Origin of the sequence: Flavobacterium cryophilum (genome assembly GCF_048286555.1) — a bacterium.
Taxonomy (GTDB): Bacteria; Bacteroidota; Bacteroidia; order Flavobacteriales; family Flavobacteriaceae; genus Flavobacterium.
This window is the reverse complement of record NZ_JBLVPZ010000001.1, coordinates 368,239-385,623: the sequence shown is the minus strand read 5'-3', so window position 1 is coordinate 385,623 and position 17,385 is coordinate 368,239. Positions and strand designations below refer to the sequence as shown.

17 protein-coding genes are annotated in these 17,385 nt (G+C 34.6%); 9 read left to right on the top strand and 8 right to left on the bottom strand.

Going from position 1 to position 17,385, the window contains the following annotated elements:
• Positions 1 to 63: 63 nt before the first annotated feature.
• Positions 64 to 1,053 carry an acyl-ACP desaturase gene (locus ACNQGJ_RS01785; protein ID WP_417970666.1) on the bottom strand — a complete coding sequence of 330 codons (990 nt, stop codon included), beginning with the start codon at positions 1,051 to 1,053 and terminating at the stop codon, positions 64 to 66.
• Between the two features lie 10 nt (positions 1,054 to 1,063).
• On the bottom strand, positions 1,064 to 1,798 hold the full coding sequence (locus ACNQGJ_RS01780) for a lysophospholipid acyltransferase family protein (RefSeq protein ID WP_417970668.1): 735 nt from the start codon (positions 1,796 to 1,798) through the stop codon (positions 1,064 to 1,066).
• A 125-nt stretch (positions 1,799 to 1,923) separates the two neighbouring features.
• Between ACNQGJ_RS01780 and rnpA the strand changes: the two genes are divergently transcribed.
• From rnpA to ACNQGJ_RS01760, 4 genes are read left to right on the top strand one after another with little or no spacing between them, the layout of a single operon-like run.
• Positions 1,924 to 2,304: a ribonuclease P protein component gene (gene rnpA, locus ACNQGJ_RS01775; RefSeq protein WP_417970670.1), complete on the top strand. Its 381-nt coding sequence runs from the start codon at positions 1,924 to 1,926 to the stop codon at positions 2,302 to 2,304.
• A gap of 42 nt (positions 2,305 to 2,346) precedes the next feature.
• A complete protein-coding gene (locus ACNQGJ_RS01770; protein WP_417970672.1) occupies positions 2,347 to 3,198 on the top strand; it encodes a DUF4349 domain-containing protein in 852 nt (283 codons plus the stop codon).
• A gap of 4 nt (positions 3,199 to 3,202) precedes the next feature.
• Positions 3,203 to 4,840 (top strand): S41 family peptidase, encoded by a 1,638-nt coding sequence (locus tag ACNQGJ_RS01765; protein ID WP_417970674.1) that lies wholly within the window; start codon positions 3,203 to 3,205, stop codon positions 4,838 to 4,840.
• The gene (locus tag ACNQGJ_RS01760) at positions 4,840 to 5,646 is read left to right on the top strand and encodes an OmpA family protein (protein ID WP_417970676.1); all 807 of its coding nucleotides are present in this window, start codon (positions 4,840 to 4,842) and stop codon (positions 5,644 to 5,646) included. The genes ACNQGJ_RS01765 and ACNQGJ_RS01760 overlap by 1 nt, the downstream gene beginning before the upstream one ends.
• On the opposite strand, the gene ACNQGJ_RS01755 is transcribed toward ACNQGJ_RS01760, so the two are convergent.
• The 4 genes from ACNQGJ_RS01755 to ACNQGJ_RS01740 all read right to left on the bottom strand — a co-directional run bounded on the left by ACNQGJ_RS01755 (position 5,647) and on the right by ACNQGJ_RS01740 (position 10,677).
• Positions 5,647 to 6,093: a GNAT family N-acetyltransferase gene (locus tag ACNQGJ_RS01755; RefSeq protein WP_417970679.1), complete on the bottom strand. Its 447-nt coding sequence runs from the start codon at positions 6,091 to 6,093 to the stop codon at positions 5,647 to 5,649. It lies immediately after the preceding gene.
• 46 nt (positions 6,094 to 6,139) lie between these two features.
• Positions 6,140 to 7,117, bottom strand: coding sequence for a DUF4837 family protein (locus ACNQGJ_RS01750; RefSeq protein ID WP_417970681.1), 978 nt, complete (start codon positions 7,115 to 7,117; stop codon positions 6,140 to 6,142).
• A gap of 48 nt (positions 7,118 to 7,165) precedes the next feature.
• Positions 7,166 to 9,229, bottom strand: a complete 2,064-nt coding sequence (locus ACNQGJ_RS01745; RefSeq protein ID WP_417970683.1) for a LysM peptidoglycan-binding domain-containing protein — start codon at positions 9,227 to 9,229, stop codon at positions 7,166 to 7,168.
• A 260-nt stretch (positions 9,230 to 9,489) separates the two neighbouring features.
• Positions 9,490 to 10,677: a phosphoglycerate kinase gene (locus tag ACNQGJ_RS01740; RefSeq protein WP_417970685.1), complete on the bottom strand. Its 1,188-nt coding sequence runs from the start codon at positions 10,675 to 10,677 to the stop codon at positions 9,490 to 9,492.
• A 280-nt stretch (positions 10,678 to 10,957) separates the two neighbouring features.
• Here ACNQGJ_RS01740 and ACNQGJ_RS01735 point away from each other — a divergent pair, with 280 nt between their 5' ends.
• From ACNQGJ_RS01735 to recA, 4 genes are all read left to right on the top strand, one after another.
• Positions 10,958 to 12,106: a DNA polymerase III subunit gene (locus tag ACNQGJ_RS01735; protein ID WP_417970687.1), complete on the top strand. Its 1,149-nt coding sequence runs from the start codon at positions 10,958 to 10,960 to the stop codon at positions 12,104 to 12,106.
• A gap of 4 nt (positions 12,107 to 12,110) precedes the next feature.
• Positions 12,111 to 12,494, top strand: a complete 384-nt coding sequence (locus tag ACNQGJ_RS01730) for a DoxX family membrane protein (protein ID WP_417970689.1) — start codon at positions 12,111 to 12,113, stop codon at positions 12,492 to 12,494.
• Between the two features lie 44 nt (positions 12,495 to 12,538).
• Positions 12,539 to 13,048 (top strand): acyl-CoA thioesterase, encoded by a 510-nt coding sequence (locus tag ACNQGJ_RS01725; protein ID WP_417970691.1) that lies wholly within the window; start codon positions 12,539 to 12,541, stop codon positions 13,046 to 13,048.
• Between the two features lie 199 nt (positions 13,049 to 13,247).
• Positions 13,248 to 14,255 carry a recombinase RecA gene (gene recA, locus ACNQGJ_RS01720; RefSeq protein WP_417971369.1) on the top strand — a complete coding sequence of 336 codons (1,008 nt, stop codon included), beginning with the start codon at positions 13,248 to 13,250 and terminating at the stop codon, positions 14,253 to 14,255.
• A gap of 589 nt (positions 14,256 to 14,844) precedes the next feature.
• Here the strand turns inward: recA and ACNQGJ_RS01715 are convergent.
• A complete protein-coding gene (locus ACNQGJ_RS01715) occupies positions 14,845 to 15,627 on the bottom strand; it encodes a lysophospholipid acyltransferase family protein (protein ID WP_417970693.1) in 783 nt (260 codons plus the stop codon).
• 136 nt (positions 15,628 to 15,763) lie between these two features.
• Between ACNQGJ_RS01715 and trpS the strand changes: the two genes are divergently transcribed.
• Entirely contained in the window at positions 15,764 to 16,741 is a 978-nt protein-coding gene (gene trpS / locus ACNQGJ_RS01710; protein WP_417970695.1) for a tryptophan--tRNA ligase, read from the top strand.
• 61 nt (positions 16,742 to 16,802) lie between these two features.
• Here the strand turns inward: trpS and ACNQGJ_RS01705 are convergent, their stop codons facing one another.
• Entirely contained in the window at positions 16,803 to 17,111 is a 309-nt protein-coding gene (locus tag ACNQGJ_RS01705) for a GIY-YIG nuclease family protein (protein ID WP_417970697.1), read from the bottom strand.
• Between the last annotated feature and the right edge of the window lie 274 nt (positions 17,112 to 17,385).

Sequence of the window (17,385 nt, the reverse complement as noted above, 5' to 3'; positions counted from 1 at the left end):
GAATTTTGAAGTTTTACAGCTTCAAAACCCAACATTTTTACTTTATATTTAGAATTTAGGAATCTATCGCACTAAAGCTGGCTCTACCCATTTAAAAATATGTGATTCTTGTGGAATTACCATTCTCTCAGAAATTTTTGCCATTCTACCAGGCAATTTCATTAGATAATCACGGGCTTTCTCTGCTTCATCTGTCAAACCGATAATTTTGTCAATTTCCCATTTGTCAATTAATTTTTGCATAATATCCACATAATCAGCGGCGGTGTAAACTCCAATTCTTTGCGCCGAATCAGAAAATTGTTCAAAAGCAGTACTGATTTTTTCACCGGATTCTCTCAGGAAATGCGCCGGCATAACGATTTTTGCTTTCATCATGTATTGAAACGCAAGCATCATTTCACTTGGATCTATTTGAAAAATACGGGTAACAAATTCGCTGTACGCATGATGATGACGCATCTCGTCACCAGCAATCATTTTGCACATTTTAGACAATTTGTTATCGCCATATTTCTTGGCCATTTGCGCTACTCTGTTATGGGAAACATAGGTTGCCAATTCTTGAAAACTGGTATACACAAAATTTTTGTAAGGATCTCTTCCGGTTCCAATATCAAAACCATCGTTGATAAGGTGTTGCGTTGTCATTTCGACTTCGCGCATGTTTACACGACCTGATAAATACAAATATTTGTTCAGTAAATCGCCATGACGATTTTCCTCTCCCGTCCATTGTCTGATCCATTTAGACCAACCATTTCTCTCTACGTTATCAATTCCTTCAACGTCCATTAACCATGATTCGTAAGTTGGCAAAGCTTCCTCAGTAATCGTATCTCCTACTAAAGTCACCCAGAAATCATATGGTAATTCTTTTGCAATTTCACGTAATTCTTTGACCTCATCAAAAAAAGTATCACTTTGGGAGTTAGGCAAAAAATCTGTTGGTTGCCATATTTTCTCCACTGGAATTAGATACTGATCGACAAAGCTATCTACGTTTTTCTCCAAAAACTGCATTACTTCTAATCGAATGTTTTTTATTGACATTATATATAAATTAAATTTTTATTTCTTGAACAACTGCTATTTCTATCTCCTTCATTAGATCAGCAAAATCATAATCTTTAACTGCTAACGGCTTATGCACTACAAAGGTAAGGCGATTTCCTAAACCTAAAGGGAAAAACCCGTATTTAACTATTTTCCAAGAATTGTTTATGCTTACTGGAACTACGTATGCCGAGGGCGCATATTTACATAAAATTTTCAACCCGCTTTGCGCAAACTCTTTTGGTTTACCGGTCTTGCTTCGTGTTCCTTCGGGAAAAATAACGGCAGAACGGTTGTGTTTTTCAATATATTCTGACAATCCTTTAATGGCTGGAATGGCTTGTTTAGGGTCTTTACGATCGATTAAAGCAGAACCACCATGACGTAAGTTAAACGATACGCTTGGAATGCCGCTACCTAATTCTTTCTTACTGACAAATTTACAATGAAAACGGCGAAAAAACCAAATCATAGCAATAATATCGTACATACTTTGATGGTTGGACACAAAAATCAGTGGAACATTTTGTGGAATATTTTTTATGTTTTCAAATTTGTAGGTTGTTCCCAGTAGATTCGTGCATTTCAACAAGAAAAAATTTAAATAATCGACACTTTTTTTATGAGCCTGATAGCCAAAGACATTGAAGCAAACCCACTGAATTGGATGGAAAATTACCAATGTAAGACCGAAACATAAATAATAAATTATCGAAATGGGATACGAAATTAGTCGCTGCATGCTTTAAAAATTTGCCACAAAAGTAAGAAATATATTTTTAGCGGGATTTAAATCCGAAACAACACACCGACTCAACGTTTAATTGTAACTTTGCCAATCAAAATTTATGTCTTTTTTCCATTAAAATGAACTTTACCTACCCAAAAAACGAAAAGCTAAAAAGTAAAATCACCATTGGATTATTGTTTACCGAAGGGAAATCAGTATCTAAATATCCTCTGCGATTGGTATATAAAGCCGGTTCTTTTGACGAAAGTGAAAAAATAAAAATGGGGGTTTCTGTTTCCAAAAAGAATTTTAAGAAAGCAGTAGATCGTAATTATTTTAAACGGGTGTTGCGCGAAACCTATCGGCTCAACAAGCACATTTTAATTGATAATCTGGATCAACCATATTCTTTTATGTTTTTTTACCAAACTAAAGACCGATTGACATATGAGGAAATCAATAGCAAAACCATTCAATTATTTGAGAAGTTTTTGCTTCAAATAAAAAAAGAAGAGTAGCAATTCTATTTTTTGTATTTTTAGCATTAAAATGTAATGTTTATGAAGTCACTAGCCTTATTTTTTCTATTATTATTTTCTTTTTCCAGTTGTAAAAAAAGTGATATTTCTGCCGAAGATATTGCGGGTGATAAAAAATTAATGACTATAAAACTTCCTCCAAAAGAAGCTTCAGCCGGCAATGCTCTTTATGACAAAGCCGATTTAAATGCAACGGCAAAAGAAACGCATCAAAGTATTGAACAAAAAATCATCAAAGAAGGCAACCTTCGTTTTGAAACCAATGATTTAACAGCTACTTATAATCAAATACATGATGCGGTAAAGAGTCATAATGCTACTATTCAAAATGAGACTGAAGGTAAGGATTATGAGTCTGTTTTTAGAAAATTAATAATTAGGATTCCAAGCAAAAATTTTGATTTGTTTTTGAAAGATATTTCAAAAGGAGTTGCTTATTTTGACAATAAAGAAATATCATCTCAGGATGTAACCGCAGAATATATAGACATTGATGCTCGATTAAAAGCTAAAAAAGTACTGGAAAACCGTTATCTCGAACTTTTGAAAAAAGCAAATAAAGTTTCTGAGATGTTAGAAATTGAAAAACAACTTTCGTCCATTCGTGAAGAAATCGAAGCAAAAGAAGGCCAGTTGAACTATATGCAAAACCGGGTTTCATTTAGTACAATTACTGTAGAATTCTATAAATCTATCGCTGAAGAAAGTGGCGTAACAGCCTCATATGGAATAAAAATTTGGACTGCTATCAAATCGGGATTCAATAGTGTTTCGAGTTTATTTATAAATTTACTCAGTATTTGGCCGTTTATCATTATCTTGTTTGCTATAGGTTACTTTATTAGAAAAAGATTTAAGACAAAAAAAATATAAAACAATGTATTCTTTCTTCAAAAAAAAATTCATAATTCCAGTTGTCGCTTCGGCATTTCTGTTTATTGGTGCCAGCTTCAAAGACGATTTTTTTGAAATCGCCAAGCAAATCGAGATATTCACTACCCTTTTCAAGGAATTGAACAGGAATTATGTTGATGAAACGAATCCTGGAGACTTAATGGATAAAGCCATTAAAGGAATGCTAGCCAATTTAGACCCTTACACTGTTTATTTCAACGAGCAGGATGTGTTGCGCTTCAAAATAAACAACACTGGAGAATATACTGGAATAGGCGCTTTACTGACTCGTAAAGAAGATAAATTGATAGTCAAGGAAGCTTACAAAAACTTCCCTGCTGATAAAGCAGGACTTAAAGCAGGTGACGAAATTACTCAAATAGGAGATATAGTATTAGCAGATTTTAAAGAAGATGCTTCACAACTTTTTAAAGGTGTTAAAAACACGAAAATTGATATCAAATACATCCGACAAGGCAAAATGAACACCACTCAAATTGTCCTTGATGAAGTCGAAATTAAATCGGTTCCCTTTTTTGCAAAAATCGACGACAAAACCGGGTATATTGTACTGTCTCATTTTAATAAAAAAGCAGCATACGAAACCAAAGAAGCATTAGAACAATTAAAAAAAGACGGAGCTGAACGAATTATATTGGATTTAAGAGATAATCCGGGTGGGCTTTTAAATGAAGCCGTGAGTATTTGTAATTTATTTGTCCCAAAAAACGAGATTATTGTTACTACAAAATCAAAAATAGAAAAACACAACAACACATTTAAAACAAGCAACGAGCCAGTAGATACTGCGATTCCGTTGATCATTATTGTCAATGGCAGAAGTGCATCTGCATCAGAAATTGTGGCTGGCGCCTTGCAGGATTTAGATCGCGCAGTGGTGGTAGGAACCCGTAGTTTTGGAAAAGGATTAGTACAAAGACCAGTGGATTTAACATACGGTACACAACTAAAAGTAACGATTTCTCGCTATTATACGCCATCTGGAAGATGTATTCAAGCGTTAGATTACACCCGAAAAGACAGCAATGGCAAAGCTATAAAAACCGATGAGAAAAATTACAATGCCTTTAAAACTCGCAAAGGGAGAACCGTTTATGATGGAGGTGGTATCCAGCCCGACGTGGAACTGGAAGAAGCAAAATCAAGTCCAATAACCGATGCATTGTTAAAAAATGACGGAATTTTTAATTATGTAACTAGTTATTATTATAAAAATCCTGATTTAGGGAATCGAATCCCTACCATTTCTGATAGCGATTTTCTTGATTTCAAACAGTTTTTAAAAGTTCAGAAATTTACTTTTGATACCGAAACGGAACTCGCTTTGAAAAATACTTTGGCTATAGCCAAAAAAGAAAAAATAGAGGAATCAATCCTTGTAGAATACCAACAACTGCTTACTGCGCTGCAGAAAAGCGAGACTGTATTACTGGATAAAAACCAAAAAGAGATTAAAAATTTGATTTTGAACGAAATCATTAAACGGTATCAATATCAAGAAGGATTGTATCAATATTACATTAAAAACAACTCGGAAATTAAGAAATCCGTTAGTATTTTAAACAACAGCTCGGAATATAAGACTATTTTAAAACTATAATGAAGAACTTATTTAGTCTAATCTTTTTGCTTTTATTTAGTTGTTTGTCCGCTCAAATTAAAACCGCAGAAACCGTATATTTTGAATTTGATAAATACAACCTTTTTAACGACCAGATTCAAACCATTGTCAATTTTATAAAAAGAGTAGATACTACGAAAGTTGAATCCATACAGATTTATGGCTATTGTGACGACATAGGCGATAAGGATTACAATTATAAATTGTCAGTCAACAGAGTAAAAACCGTTCAAAATATAATCACTTCTAATGGTTTTAATAAAAACAAAATTGTTATTATCGAGGGTAAAGGTCGGGTGATTTTAAAAAATGATCCTTTTGAAAATCTAACGGAAACCCGGTCCAAAAACAGACGTGTTGACTTGTTTCTTGTAAAGAAAAACAGTTTTGGAAAAGGAATTTATAATTCTTTTCAGGACAATCATAAAGTTGGTGACCGCGTCTACTTAGACGCGATTTTTTTTCATTTAGGAAGCAGTAAATTAACGGAACAATCCAAACTAGAGTTAGACAAAATTTCAAGAATTCTGCAAAAACAAAAAAACGTACAGTTCAACATTAAAGGACACGTTTGTTGTACTCCAAGCGAGTATGATGATGCTATAGATATAGAAACCAATGAAAGAAAACTTTCTTTAAATCGGGCGAAAAACGTATACAAATACCTTATCCTAAGAGGCGTAAGCAGCCTAAGAATGAACTATTTAGGATGTGGAAACAAATTTCCTACCGGTCTGGGAGAGGCACTCGACCGAAGAGTCGAATTTGTTATTGTGAAAATTTAATTACGCTCTTTTCATCTCAATATGCGGAATATCATCTTCGAGATACATTTCGCTAGTTTGTACAAATCCGTGGTTTTCGTAGAATTTTTTTAGATACAACTGGGCTCCAATAGTGATTTTACTTTCGCCAAAATGCAAAGCGATTCCAGCAATTGATTCTCGCATTAAGTCATGTCCCCATTTTCTGTCACGGTAATTCGCAGCAACAGTCACCCTTCCAATGGAAGCATTATCAAAACTGATTCCTGGTTTGAATAATCTGGAATGAGCCACAATTTTACCTTCAAATTCACCTATGAGATGTAATGCCACTTTATCTTTGCCGTCTAGATCAAGATAAACGCAATTTTGCTCCACTACGAAGATCTCACTTCTTAATTGTAACAAATCGTATAGTTCGTGAACAGTCAGTGCGTCAAACGCCTTAATTTCCCATTGTAACATCATGCTTTTTTTATGTTTTTTTGTATTATACAAATAAAAGAAAATAAGATTATCTTTTCAATACATTTGCTGATTTTATAATAGCTTCCAATTCATGCATGAGATTGCGTTTTTCTTTAGATGGCGCATAACAAAAACCTTCTAGAACCAGTATTCGATTGTATTCTTTATCGATTATGGCATAATTGATAAAAGGCCCCGACATGAAATCATTATTTAACTCCCACGTTCCCTTAGTCTCAAAGGTTTCTTTATCATCAATAGTAATCTTGAAAAGGTAAGGAGCATACGCCTCTTCGGTAATCATATTTGTATCAGGCTCGGTTCCGCTGATGTATAACTTACCGATGGAATCTCGCATTTTTATAATACTGGAGATTAAATCCCCGTCTTTGTCAATGGTATTGAGCGGAACTTGATAAATTAAAAGACTCGTATTTCCCCCGATGAGTTCCTTTTTTAACCACATAAAATTACTTTTTTGAAGTACGTATGCATAACCGGTAGGGACCTGCAAGGTAATGTGGAATTTATTCGAAATAACCTTCGGGTCAATATGGGATTGACTGTTAATTTTCTGGCATTCGGCTATTTCTGACTGTTTAATCAGCTGAATCATTTTGGGTGCATTTTTTTCAATGCTTGCTATAATATCCGCGCTCGTTTTACCGGAAATATGAAATACATTCTGAGGAGATGCGTATTGATCTTTAACAATCTCAAACTTAGTTATGTCGCCTTTTTTAACTACAATAATAGCTCTGGTATCCGTCATAAAACCTTCCAAAAGCTTTACCGGATATTGATTGATGTTAAACAGCGGTTCTTCTTGTGGCAATCCAATCACTGGAGATGCAAACTTGTTTCGAATGCTGTCTCCTACATCACCATTCCATAGCTGATCCTCAATAATAACTGAAATAGTATTGATTTTTCCGGACGTTTTTCGCGGCAAAGATTCCGTTTCTTTTTTACAGGAAAACAGCATCAAAGAAATCAGAAGAAATAAAAAATTGGCCTTATTCATTGCTATTCAATTATAAAATAAAACCCAAATTTATAGAAGTTTACTGTATTATCCGTTTATTTTTAACTTCATTCCGGGCTTGAGTTCTTCACTGCGAATACCGTTCCATTTTTTTAAATCAGAAATGGTTACTCCTGGATATTTTTTAGAAATACTATACAACGAGTCTCCTTTTTTTACATAGTAATCAATCGCTTGTGTAGTAAAAGGTATGTTGGTATTCGTTTTTTTCTTGAATGCACTTACCATTGCTTTATGGGTATTGAAGATTATTTCATCTTTGGCAACAATCAAAGTGGCGCCTACGACGATCGCATTATCCGGCAAATTATTCCATTGTTTTATATCCGCTGCTGAAGCTCCAAATTTCTTCGCGATATCCCCTAAATTATCTCCTTGGAGCACAACATATTCACTGTGTTTTGGTTCCGGACCAGAAACTACTTCTTCTTCACCATCCGACTCTTTTTTTACAATTTGCAATGATGCGCCTAATAACACCTTATCATTAGAAAGGCGATTCCATTGTTGAATTTCGGCTACGGTAACATCATATTTAGCAGCAATACTTCCTAAATTATCTCCTTTTTGAACCACATACAATGCTGTTGCATTAGCTACTTTCGTTTCCGGATATGGTGTTTTTTTCGTCTTTTCTTCCTTATTGGCTTGTACTTCAGCTGCAGCGATGTTAGGTTTGCTCGAAATTTTATCTGGCGATACCGAATCCATTTTAGGCGCTTTCTTAACGGCTGCAAAATCCGTTTGACCCATTACAATTTTTAAACTTTTTCCATAAGCCAAAGCATTACTTTTAAGTTTGTTCCATTTTTTTATATCAGCCACCTCAACATCATATTTACGGGCAATTATATTCAGATTATCTCCCCGTTTCACCTTATAATAGGTTGTTTTAGACAGTGCAATTTTCTGAATCGTGTAATTAGCTGTATCCTTAACCGTCATTGCTTTTTCAATTTGGAATGGCCGTTCCCGTTTGTTTAACTCATATTGCGTGTAGGCGTAGATCTGGTCTTCATTAGATGCAAAAATGGCTATTTTTTCTTGCGGTAATCTCAAATAATGATTTTCATTACGATAAAACGGAATCACATTTAGCTTGTATGAAGGATTTAAAACCTGCAATTGTGCCACAGGAACATCCAGTAAATCAGATATTTGCCTGAATGTCATTTGCTTCTTAATCCTAATAGTATCAGTGGAAAAATGTTTTACTGAGGCTCTGTTAGGAACAATTCCATGCTCTTTGTGGTATTCATAAATGTACATGGTAGCAAGAAAAGCGGGTACATAACCTTGCGTTTCTTTGGGAAGATTTTTTCTGATGTTCCAATAGTTTTGTTGCCCTCCAGAACGTCTAATTGCTTTTGCAACATTTCCGGGACCAGAATTATAAGACGCCAAAACTAAATCCCAATCACCAAATATTTTATACATATTTGTCATGTACTGCGCCGCGGCTTCACTGGATTTCAAGGGATCACTTCGTTCATCTACATAGGAATCTATTTTCAGTCCGTATTGTTTTCCGGTTTGGTACATAAACTGCCAAAGTCCTGTCGCACCCATTTTTGAAACTGCTTTTGGATTCAAAGCTGATTCTACAACAGCCAAATATTTTATCTCCAGAGGAACATTTTGTTTGGCCAAAGCTTCTTCAAAAAGCGGGAAATAATATTCTGATGAACCCATTAAGCGCTCAAAAGATTTCTTTCTGTTTTTTAGAAATGATTTAATGATATTTTCCAGTCCTTGATTATACTCGATATTGAAAGGGGATTTGGCATCCATTGCCGCCAGCCTTTCTTTTAAAAGAGCAGTAGGTAATTCATAATCCACAATTTGGTCAATATTAATGTTTTTAATATCATCCAATAAGTTGTTGTATAAATCTAGGCTTGCTACTTCTTTCATCCATAAACTGTCGACACAAGATGCTAGGTTATCTTTTACGAAGGTTTTCTTAATAGAATCTAAATAGGATAATTTTGTCTCTACTCTTAAAATGTGTTTATTTACAGCTACTTCTTGCGAAAATAAGTGCGCAGATGCTACGAGAAAAAACGATAAAATGGTATTTTTTATACTCATATTTTTACGATCAAAGACCTATATTACAAATGATTACAAAGCTTATTTTTACAAACTTAACAGGTTTCATCTAAAAAATACTAGAAATAGTGTTAAAAATGCAATCTTCCGTTCATTTGCAAAAAATTTTGACTGCTTTATAATGCAAAAAAAACCTTACCGATGAATAGCATCGCTAAGGTTTTTACTAAATTTTGAAACCGTTTTGTAGTTTGAAACATCACGAATCAAACTGTTTTACGTTTATTTGCAATTCCAAATTAGTCCAGTATAGCGGCTATTCCTGGTAATGTTTTACCTTCAAGCATTTCTAGCATGGCGCCACCTCCAGTTGATACGTAACTCATTTTGTCTTCTAGACCAAATTGTTTTACAGCTGCCACAGAATCTCCACCTCCTACAAGTGAGAACGCTCCGTTTTCAGTTGAAGCAGCGATAAAGTTCCCTAGGGCAATTGTACCATTAGCGAAATTTTCCATTTCAAAAACGCCTAATGGGCCATTCCAAAGAATAGTTTTAGACTCCATAATTACTTTTTTGAAGTTTTCCAATGATTTTGGTCCTGCATCCAAACCTTGCCATCCATCCGGAATTGCTGAAACGTCTACAATTTGAGTTTCGGCAGTATTAGAAAAAGCATTTGCCGCAACAACATCAACTGGAATATGTATTTGAACTCCCTTTTCTTTAGCCAATCTTAAGATTTCCAATGCTAATTCTTGTTTGTCATCTTCACAGATAGAATCTCCAATTTTACCTCCCAATGCTTTTACAAAAGTAAATGTCATTCCACCACCAATAATCATGTGATCTACTTTATCCAAAATATTCTCGATAACCGTAATTTTTGAAGAAACTTTAGATCCACCAAGAACTGCTGTTACTGGTTTTTTACTGTTTTTCAAAACTTTGTTCAGGCTTTCAATTTCTTTAGCTAACAATAATCCGAAACATTTTTCAGTTGGGAAAAATTGAGCAATAAGTGTAGTTGAAGCGTGCGCTCTGTGTGCTGTTCCAAAAGCATCGTTTACATAAATATCACCAAGTGACGCTAACTCTTTTGCGAAAGCAAGATCTCCAGCTTCTTCTTCGTCATGAAAACGTAGATTTTCTAACAATAAAACCTCTCCCGCTTGTAATTTTTCAGCTGCAGCTGCAGCTACTGAACCAATACAATTTGAAGCAAACTGAACCGGTACGCCAAGCACTTCTGAAGTAGTTTTTAGAATGTGTTTCAATGAATATTTTTCTTCAACACCTTTTGGTCTGCCTAAATGTGACATCAAAATTACGCTTCCACCTTGAGCAAGAATCGCATCAATGGTAGGTTTTGCCGCTTCAATACGAGTCGCATCTGTTACGTTAAAATTTTCGTCCAAAGGCACATTAAAATCAACACGTATCACTGCTTTTTTAGTTGCAAAATCAAAGTCATTTAAAGTTTTCATCAGGTATTTTTTTAGTTTGTTTTTTTGAAAGAAAAACAAATATAGAGCTTTTAAATTATTAATAAATTAGGAAAAACAACATAAAAGCAACTTGCGACAACGAAATCGATGTAAATTAACAAATAAAGCATTTTTTTAATACTTTAAATATTTTTAATTCTATAAAAGTAAATTAGAATTTTAACAAAAAACCGCATTTAATATCATTTTCATACCTGCTTTTCTTGAAACTTTGCATCCTAAAATTTTAGACTAAACCATTTTCTGTTATCTTTGCTTTATGCAATTTTCAGAAATTTTAGGACAAGAATACATTAAAAGTCATTTGACAAAAAGTGCTAATTTGGGAAGAATTCCACATGCGCAATTGTTTGTCGGCCCTGAAGGAAGCGGTACTCTACCCATGGCGATTGCGTATGCCCAATACATTATTTGCAGCAATCAAAACGCGGCAAACGCAGGTTCAAACGAAGCCTGCAATATCAAATTCCAGAAAACTTCGCATCCGGATCTGCATTTTATTTACCCAACCGTAAGCACTGAAGATGTAAAAACCAAGCCCAAAAGCATAGATTTTATTACTGAATGGCGTCAGTTTTTAGAACATAATCCTTACGGAAGTTTGTTTGACTGGTATCAAATGCTCGGTGTTAAAAATAAACAAGGAGAGATTAGGGTTGATGATGCTCAGGAAATCTTGAAATCGCTCGCTTTAAAATCTTATGAAGGCGGATATAAGATAATGATTATTTGGATGGCTGATAAATTGAATATCGCCGCTTCCAATAAATTATTAAAATTACTGGAAGAACCTACAGACAGAACGGTTTTTATCCTGATTTCAGAAAACGAAGAAGATATAATCCAAACCATTCGTTCCCGTTGCCAAGTCCTGCATTTTAACGGATTAAGTGAAACCGTGATAGCCGATGCCTTAGTCTCAAGAGAAAACACGGAGTCTAAAACAGCTTTGAAAATAGCGCATCAAGCACAAGGAAATTATAACAAAGCGTTGCAATTATTACAACCGGACAGCGAATCAGTTTTTTTTGAAAAATGGTTTGTTGATTGGGTTCGTGCTGCTTTTAGAGCCAAAGGAAATGCAGCTGCCATTCAGGATTTGATTTTGTGGAGCGAGCAAATTGCGGGTTTAGGAAGAGAAACCCAAAAGAAGTTTTTACATTTTTGTATCGATATGTTCCGTCAGGCGTTGTTACTCAATTATCAAACGCAAAGTCTGGTTTACATGGAGTCACAAGTAGAAAAATTCAAATTAGAGAATTTTGCCCCTTTCGTCAATGGCAACAACATAAATGATATTTTCAACGAACTTTCGCAGGCCATGTATCACATCGAGCGCAACGGAAATGCAAAAATTATTTTAACCGATTTATCAATCAGACTTACCCGTTTAATTCACAAAAAATAAAACTATGAACAACATTACTTCGATTTTAATTTTAATTTTTCTCGCCATTACTTTCCTGCAATCCGGTTATGACAAACTGTTTAATTGGAAAGATAATGTGGATTGGTTAAAAGGTCATTTTGCCAAAACTCCATTAAAAAACCTTGTACCACTAGCATTGCTTAACATTTTAATATTAGAATTAATCGCTGGTACATTGTGCGTAGTAGGTTGCATTGAATTATTCGTAAATAATGGCAGAATATTTGGTTTTTACGGAGCAGTTTTCTCTTGTATCACTTTGTTGATGTTACTTTTCGGACAGCGATTAGCCAAAGATTATGATGGTGCGAGAACAATTGTTATCTACTTCATACCCGCTATATTAGCAGTGTATTGGTTAAACTAAAATCATATTCTTAAAAAATAACAATTCTCTTTTACATAAAAAACATGACACCTAAACATCCTTCAGAATCCCTGACAATATTAACTGATTTGGTTTTACCAAGTGAGACCAATCCATTAAATAATCTTTTTGGTGGCGAATTATTGGCCCGTATGGATCGCGCAGCAAGTATCGCAGCACGAAGACATTCCCGAAGAATTGTAGTTACGGCATCCGTAAATCACGTCGCCTTTAACAGAGCTATTCCGCTAGGAAGTGTTGTTACGGTTGAGGCAAAAGTTTCAAGAGCTTTTAAGAGTTCAATGGAAATTTATATTGACATTTGGGTGGAAGACAGAGAGTCTGGCAACAAAACCAAAGCAAATGAAGCCATTTATACTTTTGTTGCGGTTGATGATACCGGAAGACCCGTAGAAGTGCCACAAATAGTTCCAGAAACAGAGCTGGAAAAACAACGTTTTGATGCCGCATTGAGACGCAAACAACTCAGTTTGGTTTTAGCAGGAAAATTAAATCCTCATGAAGCTACTGAATTGAAGGCACTGTTCCTGTAACTAGTATTAGCAACTTATTTTTTATTTAAATTTAGATTTAAAATATTCTTGAAAGAGAAAATTTACATTGAAAAAAGAAGTATTTTTACGAAAATAAATATTCGAATATGAACGAGATTTTCAGGATAATTAATCATTCTGTCAGTTTATTACAGTTATAAAATAATACAAATAGATGAAAGAAAAGGTAAAAGAGAAGATGAGTACAGAGAAAGAATCCAAATTAAAAGCGCTACAACTTACGCTTGACAAACTAGACAAAACATACGGAAAAGGAACGGTGATGAAAATGGGAGACAAAGCCATTGAAGAAGTGGAAACCATCTCATCCGGATCTTTAGGAATCGATTTAGCATTAGGCGTTGGCGGTTATCCAAGAGGTAGAATTGTAGAAATATACGGTCCAGAATCTTCTGGAAAAACGACCTTAACACTTCATGCTATTGCCGAAGCTCAAAAAGCGGGAGGAATTGCAGCTTTTATTGATGCTGAACACGCTTTCGACAGAAACTATGCTGAAAAACTAGGTGTAGATATCGAAAACTTAATCATATCGCAACCAGACAATGGAGAACAAGCATTAGAAATTGCTGAAAATTTAATCCGTTCAGGAGCCATTGACATTGTAGTAATTGACTCCGTTGCCGCACTGACTCCAAAAAGTGAAATTGAAGGCGAAATGGGAGATTCTAAAATGGGTCTTCACGCTCGTTTAATGTCTCAAGCGCTGCGTAAATTAACAGGGACTATCAGTAAAACCAACTGTACTGTTTTCTTTATTAATCAATTGAGAGAAAAAATTGGTGTAATGTTTGGTAATCCTGAAACAACAACTGGAGGAAATGCATTGAAGTTTTACGCTTCAGTTCGTTTAGATATCCGTCGTTCTACCCAGATTAAAGATGGCGATAACGTCCTTGGAAACAGAACCAAAGTAAAAGTGGTAAAAAACAAAGTCGCTCCGCCATTTAAAATCGCTGAATTTGATATCATGTATGGAGAAGGAATTTCAAAAACAGGAGAAATTTTAGATCTTGCAGTAGAATTTGAGATTATCAAAAAAGCGGGATCATGGTTCAGTTATGGTGAGACCAAATTAGGTCAAGGTCGTGATGCCGTGAAATCGCTGATAAAAGACAATCCGGAATTAGCAGATGAACTTGAAGAAAAAATTAAAGCCAGAATAAAAGAATTAGCAGCAGCATAAAAACTAAAACCCGAGCATATCGGGTTTTTTCAATTTATAACGCAGCCTTTTTTAAAAATTTCATCTCTTAGAACACCTTCAATAAAAAGATTTAGACTGACAGAAGAATAAGATGAACTTTTAAATTATTAAAGATGAAAAGAAATGTATTGCTTCAATTGTTTTTATTATCTTAACTTGCTGTACTTTTGAAATTACGAACCGATTTACAGTTAAGAAACAAGAGCGCTGTCCTCTAGAAGTAACAACAGTTTCCTACGGTTGCAGTTAATAATAGTAAAACAGGGAAAACAAATGAAAAAGAGATTATATCTATTGAAAGATTTAAAATCAATTCGAACAAAGAGAAGAATCAAAAGGCTGCTGTTGTTTATTTCCAAAAAAATCATTCACCGTTAAAACAAACTATAGCTAAAACTAACGAGCTAATTAGGAGAGGCAAAAAACCTGAATCAGGTCCATTTTAGCACTAATGTAGGTTTAGGATTTAATTACCAGATTATAAAATCATTTCAAATTATTTTAGAGCCAATGATTAAATATCAATTGAATACCTTTTCCAATAACTCTGGTGACTGTAAACCGCTTTTTATTGGATTGTATTCCGGGATAAGTTATAGCTTTTAATGGAATCAGAATCGAAAGCTATTAGTTGATTGTATATTATTTCGCGTACTTCTTCGCGAATTTCTTTGCGGTCAACGCCAGTTTTTCCCAATGTTTCTAAATGTGAATGCATTTTAACACGCATAATTCCCGGGCTACCGCTGAAAAAAGTATACGGAAATCTCTTCTTATTATCGGCAAAAGTAATGGGAACAATAGGAATTCCATGTTCTATCGCTAATCGGAATGCGCCATCTTTGAAAGTGTCCAACAAAATCGATACATCATCTGGAACACCGCCTTCTGGGAAAATACAGATACTCAATCCTTGATTAATTCTTTTTTGAGCACGATTAAAGACTTCCATTTTACTTTTCGAACAATTCCGATCCACCAAAATACAGGTTCTTTTATAGAAAAAGCCAAACAACGGAATTTTTGAAAGTTCTTTTTTACCTACAAAAACAAACGGATTTCGAGTCAAGGCAAGCATCAGCATAATATCAGCCATTGAGGTATGATTGGCAACAATCATATAACTTTTTTGGTATTCCATTTCTTGGCTTTTATCTATTTTATAATAAAATCCCATCCCAAAAAGAATAAATTTTGCCCAAATACGAGCCATTTTAAAAAAATAGGGATAGCCGCTTTCCGTCAAAATAGACAAAACCAAAAAAGGAAACATTACCAATATGGGAATGGCCATCAAAATATAAAACCAGACGCGCCAAAGCACCCAAAAAATAATTTTAAATCCTCTCATAAGTTCAAATGTAAGAAATCGGATGTAAATATTAGTAAAATAATTTGCTTTGGAAAACTACCTAGTAGAAAAAATTTACAATCCTTGCGAACTTTGCGTAAATCTTTGCGAACTTTGCGGTTAAGAAAAAATCATAATGGCAAAAATACTTACAGGCGTTCAAAGTACCGGAACACCACATTTAGGCAACTTACTTGGCGCAATCATTCCCGCAATAGCATTATCAAATAAACCTGAAAACGAATCCTTTCTTTTCATTGCTGATTTGCACTCGATAACGCAAATAAAAAACGGTGAAACCTTACGAACCAATACTTACAGTACCGCTGCAGCTTGGCTTGCCTGTGGTTTAAATGTAGAGAAAGTAGTTTTCTACAGGCAATCGGATGTGCCACAAACAGCGGAATTGTCATGGTATTTAAGCTGTTTTTTTCCTTTTCAACGTTTGACATTAGCGCATTCTTTCAAAGATAAAGCCGACAGACTGGAAGATGTCAATGCTGGTTTGTTTTCGTATCCAATGTTGATGGCTGCTGATATTTTATTATACGATGCCCAATTTGTCCCTGTAGGAAAAGATCAATTGCAACACCTTGAAATTACTCGTGATGTAGCCTCTCGTTTCAACCACCAAATGGGAGAAACATTCGTGATTCCAGAAGCGATAATACAAAAGGACGGTATGTTAATTCCGGGAACCAACGGCGGAAAAATGAGTAAATCAGCGAATAATATTATCAATATTTTCCTAGATGATAAATCGCTGCGCAAACAGGTGATGAGTATTGAAACTGACAGCACGCCACTGGAAGATCCAAAAAATCCAGAAACCTGTAATGCATTTGCCATTTATAAGCTATTGGCAAATGAAGAACAAATAGCCACAATGACCGCCAATTATCTTGGTGGAAATTATGGTTACGGTCACGCCAAACAAGCTCTGTTTGAATTGATAACTGAAACCTTCAAAACCGAAAGAGAAAAATACAATTACTACATGAACCATCTTGCCGAAGTAGATGCTTTATTGGAGATTGGTGCACAAAAAGCAGCTGCTGTTGCCAATGGAGTTCTGGCAAGAGTGAGAGAAAAATTGGGATTTGAATCTATATAATACCGAGTATCAATTCAAAAAGAATCCAAAAGTTTTTGAGAGTCTTTTCAAACTATAACAATTAAAATAAATCGTTTAAAAAATTCCAATCTGGATTAATCGTATTAATTAATATTTCTTTTTTATCTCGTTTCAAATCTTTAATTTCTTTCTCACGAGCAATCGCAAGCTGTATCCAGGTAAAATGTTCATAATAAAGTAAAAATTCAAAATTATATCGTGCAGTAAAACTATTTGGATTTATTTTTTCTTTATGTTCTTGCAAACGTCGTTTTAGGTCATTTGTAACACCTGTATATAGCACTGTTTTATTTTTGTTAGTCACTATGTAAACATAAAAATTGTATATACCTTCTGTGTATTCTATCATAATGATGTTCTTTAAGTCTATTGTTATTGCCCTCATAATTTGAGACGCTTCCAGCGTGACAAACTAAGTAGAGTGTGTTTTGTTTCCCATCAATATAGTACCAACCAATTTATTTTCTTTCTATTTGTCACGCTAGAAGCGTCTCCATTTTGTGTTTTTTTATATTCGCTTATATCGCCTCAAATAATTTCCCCGGCAAAGGTCTAATTACTCCTTTTAGTTCCATATTGAATAAAGACATTAAAAATAAATGTTTTTTTAATAAAATATTTTC

What these genes read in the sequence shown, in the direction of transcription:
- ACNQGJ_RS01785 (WP_417970666.1), bottom strand. Translation starts at nt 1,053, where the DNA reads ATGTCAATAAAAAACATTCGATTAGAAGTAATGCAGTTTTTGGAGAAA.
- ACNQGJ_RS01780 (WP_417970668.1), bottom strand. Translation starts at nt 1,798, where the DNA reads ATGCAGCGACTAATTTCGTATCCCATTTCGATAATTTATTATTTATGT.
- rnpA (WP_417970670.1), top strand. Translation starts at nt 1,924, where the DNA reads ATGAACTTTACCTACCCAAAAAACGAAAAGCTAAAAAGTAAAATCACC.
- ACNQGJ_RS01770 (WP_417970672.1), top strand. Translation starts at nt 2,347, where the DNA reads ATGAAGTCACTAGCCTTATTTTTTCTATTATTATTTTCTTTTTCCAGT.
- ACNQGJ_RS01765 (WP_417970674.1), top strand. Translation starts at nt 3,203, where the DNA reads ATGTATTCTTTCTTCAAAAAAAAATTCATAATTCCAGTTGTCGCTTCG.
- ACNQGJ_RS01760 (WP_417970676.1), top strand. Translation starts at nt 4,840, where the DNA reads ATGAAGAACTTATTTAGTCTAATCTTTTTGCTTTTATTTAGTTGTTTG.
- ACNQGJ_RS01755 (WP_417970679.1), bottom strand. Translation starts at nt 6,093, where the DNA reads ATGATGTTACAATGGGAAATTAAGGCGTTTGACGCACTGACTGTTCAC.
- ACNQGJ_RS01750 (WP_417970681.1), bottom strand. Translation starts at nt 7,117, where the DNA reads ATGAATAAGGCCAATTTTTTATTTCTTCTGATTTCTTTGATGCTGTTT.
- ACNQGJ_RS01745 (WP_417970683.1), bottom strand. Translation starts at nt 9,229, where the DNA reads ATGAGTATAAAAAATACCATTTTATCGTTTTTTCTCGTAGCATCTGCG.
- ACNQGJ_RS01740 (WP_417970685.1), bottom strand. Translation starts at nt 10,677, where the DNA reads ATGAAAACTTTAAATGACTTTGATTTTGCAACTAAAAAAGCAGTGATA.
- ACNQGJ_RS01735 (WP_417970687.1), top strand. Translation starts at nt 10,958, where the DNA reads ATGCAATTTTCAGAAATTTTAGGACAAGAATACATTAAAAGTCATTTG.
- ACNQGJ_RS01730 (WP_417970689.1), top strand. Translation starts at nt 12,111, where the DNA reads ATGAACAACATTACTTCGATTTTAATTTTAATTTTTCTCGCCATTACT.
- ACNQGJ_RS01725 (WP_417970691.1), top strand. Translation starts at nt 12,539, where the DNA reads ATGACACCTAAACATCCTTCAGAATCCCTGACAATATTAACTGATTTG.
- recA (WP_417971369.1), top strand. Translation starts at nt 13,248, where the DNA reads ATGAGTACAGAGAAAGAATCCAAATTAAAAGCGCTACAACTTACGCTT.
- ACNQGJ_RS01715 (WP_417970693.1), bottom strand. Translation starts at nt 15,627, where the DNA reads ATGAGAGGATTTAAAATTATTTTTTGGGTGCTTTGGCGCGTCTGGTTT.
- trpS (WP_417970695.1), top strand. Translation starts at nt 15,764, where the DNA reads ATGGCAAAAATACTTACAGGCGTTCAAAGTACCGGAACACCACATTTA.
- ACNQGJ_RS01705 (WP_417970697.1), bottom strand. Translation starts at nt 17,111, where the DNA reads ATGATAGAATACACAGAAGGTATATACAATTTTTATGTTTACATAGTG.